At 62.5% G+C, this 6180-nt stretch carries 6 protein-coding genes; 2 read left to right on the plus strand and 4 right to left on the minus strand.

Translation table 11 applies throughout. From position 1 onward, the window contains the following. The first annotated feature begins 68 nt into the window (after positions 1 to 68). Together ACV1FX_RS28935 and ACV1FX_RS28940 are read left to right on the plus strand one after the other, a co-directional pair. Positions 69 to 1013 carry an AEC family transporter gene (locus ACV1FX_RS28935; protein WP_473120966.1) on the plus strand — a complete coding sequence of 315 codons (945 nt, stop codon included), beginning with the start codon at positions 69 to 71 and terminating at the stop codon, positions 1011 to 1013. A 21-nt stretch (positions 1014 to 1034) separates the two neighbouring features. Continuing rightward, positions 1035 to 1430 (plus strand): GFA family protein, encoded by a 396-nt coding sequence (locus ACV1FX_RS28940; protein ID WP_473120967.1) that lies wholly within the window; start codon positions 1035 to 1037, stop codon positions 1428 to 1430. 519 nt (positions 1431 to 1949) lie between these two features. On the opposite strand, the gene ACV1FX_RS28945 is transcribed toward ACV1FX_RS28940, so the two are convergent. The 4 genes from ACV1FX_RS28945 to ACV1FX_RS28960 form a co-directional block, all read right to left on the minus strand. Beyond that, the gene (locus tag ACV1FX_RS28945) at positions 1950 to 2282 is read right to left on the minus strand and encodes a hypothetical protein (RefSeq protein WP_473120968.1); all 333 of its coding nucleotides are present in this window, start codon (positions 2280 to 2282) and stop codon (positions 1950 to 1952) included. A gap of 413 nt (positions 2283 to 2695) precedes the next feature. Further along, complete coding sequence (locus tag ACV1FX_RS28950) at positions 2696 to 3196, minus strand: Spy/CpxP family protein refolding chaperone (RefSeq protein WP_473120969.1); 501 nt, start codon at positions 3194 to 3196, stop codon at positions 2696 to 2698. A gap of 289 nt (positions 3197 to 3485) precedes the next feature. After that, positions 3486 to 5072 (minus strand): DUF3300 domain-containing protein, encoded by a 1587-nt coding sequence (locus ACV1FX_RS28955; RefSeq protein ID WP_473120970.1) that lies wholly within the window; start codon positions 5070 to 5072, stop codon positions 3486 to 3488. Positions 5073 to 5479: 407 nt separating this feature from the next. Next, positions 5480 to 5929: a 2'-5' RNA ligase family protein gene (locus ACV1FX_RS28960; protein WP_473120971.1), complete on the minus strand. Its 450-nt coding sequence runs from the start codon at positions 5927 to 5929 to the stop codon at positions 5480 to 5482. Positions 5930 to 6180 lie beyond the last annotated feature (251 nt).

Consider the following 6180-nt stretch of genomic DNA (forward strand, 5'->3'; position numbering starts at 1 on the left):
ACCCCGGGTCGCATGCCCGAGGTGACATGACGGAGCTGATCAGGGCATCAGCCGAGGGGGAAACCAGGATGCAAGTCGCCGGCCTCGTCCTTCCCGTCTTTGCCATCATCGTCACCGGCTGGCTCGCCGGTTGGCTCGGCTACATCTCGCGGTCGCTGGCCGACGGCCTGGTGCATTTCGCCTACAATGTGGCGATGCCGGCGCTGCTGGTCGTCACCATCGCGCAGGAGCCGGCGAGCAACCTGCTGGAATGGCGCTTCCTGTTTGCGTTCGGCGGCGGATCGATGCTGTGCTTCGCCCTGGTCTTTCTCGTTGTTCGCGTGGCCCTCGGCCGCGACCTCGCCTCGAGCACGATGCAGGGCATGACCGCAGCGATGACCAATACCGGCTTCGTGGCACTGCCGGTCCTGCACTCGATCTACGGACAGCCGGCCGTCCTGCCCGCCGCCATCGCGACCGTGTTCGTCGCGGCGGTGATGTTCCCGGTGACCGTCATCCTTCTCGAAAGCAGCGGCCGCGCCGCCCCGGGCGCAGCGGCGCCCTCGACGCTCGTGAAGCAGATCCTGCTCAACCCGATGGTGCTCTCGACCCTGGTCGGTCTTGCCTGGGCGATCACAGGCCTGCCGATTCCTGCGCCGCTCAAGGCCTATCTGAATATTTTTGCGGCCGCGCTCACGCCGTGCGCGCTCTTCGCCATCGGGCTCGGCCTCTCGATCGAAGGCGTACGAGCGAACCTGAAGGCGTCGCTCGTGCTCGCCGCCGTCAAGCTCGTGCTCATGCCGCTGCTCGTCTACGGACTGTGCGTGGCATCAGGCCTCAATCCGTTCTACACGATCGCCGCCGTCATCTGCGCCGCCGTGCCGACGGCGAAGACAGCCTACATCCTGGCGGGCGCCTACAAGGTGGAGCATGCGCTGGTCGCGGCCACGGTCTCGATCACGACGCTGCTGTCGGTCGCAACGCTGCTGGGTTGGCTCTATGCGCTGCAGGGATTCGCGGCCAAAGCGGGCTAGGATGAGAATAAGGGGACCATAATGGTTGCATTCAAGGGAAGCTGTCTCTGCGGCGAAGTCGCCTTCGAGGTCGAAGGTCCGTTCGATCGCTTCCTGAACTGCCAGTGCTCGCGATGCCGGAAGGCAACCGGGTCAGTGCATTCCTGCGAGGTGATCGTCAAGGCCTCCGTACTGCGATGGCTGCGCGGGGAAGCATCGGTCGCACGCTATGACCTGCCGACGGCGCGAAGCTTCGCCACTGCCTTCTGCAAGATTTGCGGCAGCCCCATGCCGCACCTCACCCGCAGCGGACGCGAGGCGATCATCCACGCCGGGGCGTTCGACGAGCCGCTCGGCGCCACGCCGGACCGGCATGTGCAGTGGGCGTCACGCGCGGAGTGGTATGTGCATGGGGAAGGGCTGGCGGTGGAGGAATAACATGGCTCGGGCCAGCCGGAACGCGGAGTGTGTGGGGATCAGCACGTCATTCGACGTGGGCTTCGCCCGGAGCAAATGGAGGCCGCCCTCAAACCAGTGAGTGGGTCTGAACTCCATAAGGTCCCATCGAGAATGATGGCCCAGTGCTCGATCTGCATCTCCTTGGCATGCGTGATGTGATCGCGGCTCCTGAACAGACGGGAGGACTGCTCGAAGCCGGCGAGATGTGCTACGCTCGTCTTCCATCGTGCAGCCTGATCGCAGCTCGTCCCTGAGGCCTTGATCGATCGCATCCGGATTTGGTTCGCCCGCAACGGAAGCCATGAACCGCTCGAGCTTTGCACATATGGACCGCTTCGCGGCGCAGCATCGTGCGGCTTTTGGCGTCTATCCGTCCCAAACCACCAAGCGTGCCCTTGCGGGCTGATGAGTTCCGTCAAGTGCGGCGGCTCCGATGGAATTCGGAGGCGCTCCACGGTTCGCCTTCTGCAACGACACTCCGGAAGGCTATGTCGTCGCTTACCCCCGCGCGAGTCCGGCGCGACCAAGCGAGCATTCGATATCCGATGCCTGCTCGGCGGCGTCATCCAGCGTGCGCGAGATTTCGGCAATGCTCGAAAGCTGCAAGGCGAGCTCCGACCTGATTGACGTCAATTGCACATCGATCGGCTGCTCGTCGGCGGCAAGCAGTGCAGATTGCAATCCGTCGAGCGTGTCCAGACTCTGTTGCAGGCTTCCGATGCAACCCTGCAGGACTGTGCAGGCAGACATCGCACTCTCGATTCTGGCCGCATTCGTCGCAAGCGCTTGAAGATCGACCTTCGCGGACTGAAGCGACGGCTTCGTTGACATGGCCGGCCGCTTCTCGAATCTGACTATGGTTCCCACAACTTTCCTTCGCGTACACATCGCATCGAGGCTCGCCGTGATCTCGCATCGGCGCCATGGCAACAGCTAAGGCCGGAAAGGCTAATCAAATATTGCCGGTCGGGTGCGCCGTTCAGAAAGTGGACAGACCGTTCGCGAATTGGACAGCGCGACGTAACCTCTACGAAACGCGACAAACCCAAAGTCTGCCAACCCTCGGCGGTATTGGCCCACATCTTCGCGACTTCGGGCACGCCGATCACCATCGCCCTTGGCGCGCAACCAGTCGCATGGCCGCGTCCTGCGGCGCTACGCCGGCCTGGACGAAGCCATGCCGACCAAAACCGCAGGACGGCGGCCGCGACCGCCGAACTTTCGGTATCTCCACGCTGCTGTCGCTACTCGTCGTCCTCTTCGGATTCGCGACTGTGCTCGATCACATCGCGCATCCCGCGCATGACGACGTACGATACGAAGGACATCCTCGTCTTCTGATCCTCGCTCAACGTCTTATAGAGCGGCTCCCAGGCATCGGCGAGCTTCTTGAGGTCGCCCCCGCGCTGGATGAGCCGGTCCGCTCTGCGCTGCATGAGCTCGACTGGATTGCTCTGGTGGAGAGCGTCCGTTGCGCTATCGTGCAATTCGGCTATCCGGTCCAAGCGAGCCTGCCGGTTCTTCGCCCTGGCGCGGATGGCGTCTTCGATGGCAGGCCAGTATTTTTCCTGATCGGGCGTCAACTGCAAGGCGGCCTTGACTATGCCGACACGCATATCCGTCAAGCTTTTCTGGTCGGCGGCGCTGGGCTGCACCACTCCGACGGTGGATGACGTCTCTGCTGCGTAGGCAAGAGACGAGGTCGTCGTCAAAAGCGCGATCGCTGCGACGGCTGCTTTCATCATTGCAACCTCCTGAGGCTCATGTCGTGCGCCCCCGAACAGAGAACGAGCCTGCGCATCCAGCGACAGGTTGATCTAAGTCAAAGAGCGCGGATTGAGAAATACGGACGCGCTTCTGACTGTTCTCAAAACCCGGTGCGCCCCTGATGCGCTCGATTGGTTTTCGTCCCGATATCTGCTCCGGGTCTTGGCTGAGTGAAGACGGATCTACGTCTCCAACCTCGGCGCGGATGTCGGAAAAGCGCGCGCTCTTGGAGCGCGCCGCAGCGACCATCGGCACGAGCGTGACTTTTCAGCGTGGTGGCCCGGCGGTCTTCGGTAGCATGCCTCCGGAGGCGATCCAGTTGTCGTACGACCGGAATTTGAGACCGAGCCGCTCATAGAAGACGCGCAGATAGCCGTCGTCACCACGCGTGACCGCGTCTGGTCTCACCGCTTGCACCTCCTGCGCGATCACGCCGACGTACACCTTGTTACCGCCGTTGTATGCGAAGCGGTAATAGCCAAGACCGTTGTCGAGCCGACCGAGGAGTTCCACATCGTGCTTGAGATAGATATCGGACCGGCGCCCACCGCCACGGCCGCCGCCACCTCGAAACCCTCCACCACCGCCGCCCCGAAAACCGCCGCCGCCACCGCGAAATCCTCCACCACCGCGGAAGCCCCCGCCTCCGCCGCGGAATGCCGCGGCTCGATGCCCTCCGCCAGCGAACCGCGCTGCGCCGCCGCGACCTGCCGCAGGCCTGAAATGCGCAGCTCTGGAGGCGCCGCGGTGCGCCGCGCGACCACCGGACCTTGCGCTCCTGGCCGCCGTCGAGCGGTTACGCGCCTGGCGATTGCCGGCCGTTCTACCAGCGCCTGCCTGCCTGTTTGTCGCTCGGCCGCGATCGGCGCGTTGGGCCCGGTCGCCCGCGTTCGGACGATTGGCGCCGGCGCCTAATCCTTGCCGGTTGCCTCCTGGCCGTTGATTGGCATTGCCAAACCGCTGTTGCAGGTTCGCATTGTTGTAGCGCGCACCCTGTCGATGCCTTGCGTCGTGCTGCCAGTGTTCGACGCGAGCACCGCGATTGATGTCGATAGCGCCGCCACCCCAGTTGACCCGACTGCCGCCCCACCATCCGCCACCGCCCCAGTAGCCGCCAGTGGCCCATCGCCCCAGTGCGTAGGCCGCACCGAAGGCCACGCCGGTCGCGATGATGCCGGCGCCGATGTAGCCGGGATAGCCCCAATAATAGGGATAAGCAGGATAATCGGAGTAAGGCCAATCGCCGAAGACCACCTGCGGTTCGTAGTAGGGAACGTAGATGCTGTCCGCCGATGCGGGTTCAATATAGATGAACTGCCGGTTCTGCTCCTCCCTCACCGTCACCTTCTGCTCTTGCGTCGTGACCAGCTTCTTCCTGTCGTAGGCCTTCGAACGCAACCGCTGCACAGCATCCATCACGTCTTGCTGCTGCACCAAAAACGCCTCGCCGAGCTTTTGCGTCCATTCGAGATGCTCGTGCATCATCTTGAGAACCGAGGGCGTCGCGACCAACGCCTTGACGCTCGCGTCCCAGTCCTGTTTCTCCGCGGCGGTCTTAAGGGCGTCTCCCTTGATATCCTTGTTCTGGTTCATCCAGCGATCTGCCCGTACCACCTCGAGCGGATAGGTCGCTGCCATCAGAACGTTCGACAACAATGTATCCGGATACAACGCAATCGGTGCGACCAGTGCATCGAGTTCGGCCGGCTTGAGCGCCGGCTGCTCCGGAACCGGCGAGGGCGTGCTACTCGGCGTTTGAACTGGCTGATCGTTTGTCTGGGCCTGTGAAGGAACGCTGGCACACAGCAATCCAAGCAACACACATATCCACCAGATCGTTCTAAGGACCCGCATGTCGCTCGTCCTCCAAGCTCGCGCAGCACTAACCCCAATCGGAAATTGAGCGGCCTGAAGCCGATTTGACATAGATCAATGGAACGAGGACCTTTGGCAGCACGCTAGGTGCATCATCGGGAACTAAATCGGTCAAACACTGTCCGCCGCGAAGCGATGCGTTCTATTTTGGCCTTGATCTTTCTGGTCACCCTGTGCGGGTCCGCGAACGCGGCCACGCCGCATCCCGCACACCGGCGGCACGCTATTGTTCATCCCAAACAGGGCATGATCTACCCGCCGCCTCGGCCGCCGATCCGCTACCGGGCAACGCCATACAATAACTTCAATGAACCGTATTTCGGAGCTTCCCAAGGTTACGCACCCGGCGAGAAAGAACAATTTCTCGAAAGCGTGAGACGTAATCTTTAGACGCTCGTTCCGGAGGGGCTTGCTTTCATCTGTCGCAGAGCGAACGCTCGATCGCGCGCCAACGAGCTATGGCGACAATCTCTGCTCGGAGATGATCCGCACCGGCGGAAAAGCGACGCAGCCCGCCACATCGAACAGTACTTCAATTCTTCTGTCGAACGACCGTGCAAACGCGATCGCGTCATCGTGGCACTGGTGCCTTCGAACCAGCGAATGCGTCTGAACTCGATCCGCAACGGCGTTTGACCGGCAACCGCCTTGAGCATCGCATCCCATGCGGTCTGTTCGTCGATCGCTCCTTCGTCGTGGATCGCGAACGTAAAATGCGTCCGATAGGCGAGCGCGTGCATTGACGGGGCGATCTCGAACGCGCCGACCCGGTCCCACAGGCGTTCGATCGTGTCTGCTGTGCCGTTATCTGCCCGGATGTTGATCGCCGGTGCCATGGACCTAGCCCTGCGAACGGAACAAATCGATCGAACGAGAGGGGAAAAGGCGCCTGGCCCGCAAAGAAATGGCGCTCCCTAGGGGAATCGACCCCCTGTTTCAGGCTTGAGAGGGCCGCGTCCTAACCGCTAGCCGCCACGGTTCTGGGCCAAATCACCGTGGCGCGGCGGCGCGGCTACAATTTGCGCGAGGTTGGCCTCGTTCAGGGGACGAAATCGACTTCCACCTGGATCAAGGCGCCCGACGGACG

The sequence above is a fragment of the Bradyrhizobium ingae genome (genome assembly GCF_055791185.1).

What these genes read in the sequence shown, in the direction of transcription:
- ACV1FX_RS28940 (WP_473120967.1), top strand. Translation starts at nt 1,035, where the DNA reads ATGGTTGCATTCAAGGGAAGCTGTCTCTGCGGCGAAGTCGCCTTCGAG.
- ACV1FX_RS28950 (WP_473120969.1), bottom strand. Translation starts at nt 3,196, where the DNA reads ATGATGAAAGCAGCCGTCGCAGCGATCGCGCTTTTGACGACGACCTCG.
- ACV1FX_RS28945 (WP_473120968.1), bottom strand. Translation starts at nt 2,282, where the DNA reads ATGTCAACGAAGCCGTCGCTTCAGTCCGCGAAGGTCGATCTTCAAGCG.
- ACV1FX_RS28960 (WP_473120971.1), bottom strand. Translation starts at nt 5,929, where the DNA reads ATGGCACCGGCGATCAACATCCGGGCAGATAACGGCACAGCAGACACG.
- ACV1FX_RS28935 (WP_473120966.1), top strand. Translation starts at nt 69, where the DNA reads ATGCAAGTCGCCGGCCTCGTCCTTCCCGTCTTTGCCATCATCGTCACC.
- ACV1FX_RS28955 (WP_473120970.1), bottom strand. Translation starts at nt 5,072, where the DNA reads ATGCGGGTCCTTAGAACGATCTGGTGGATATGTGTGTTGCTTGGATTG.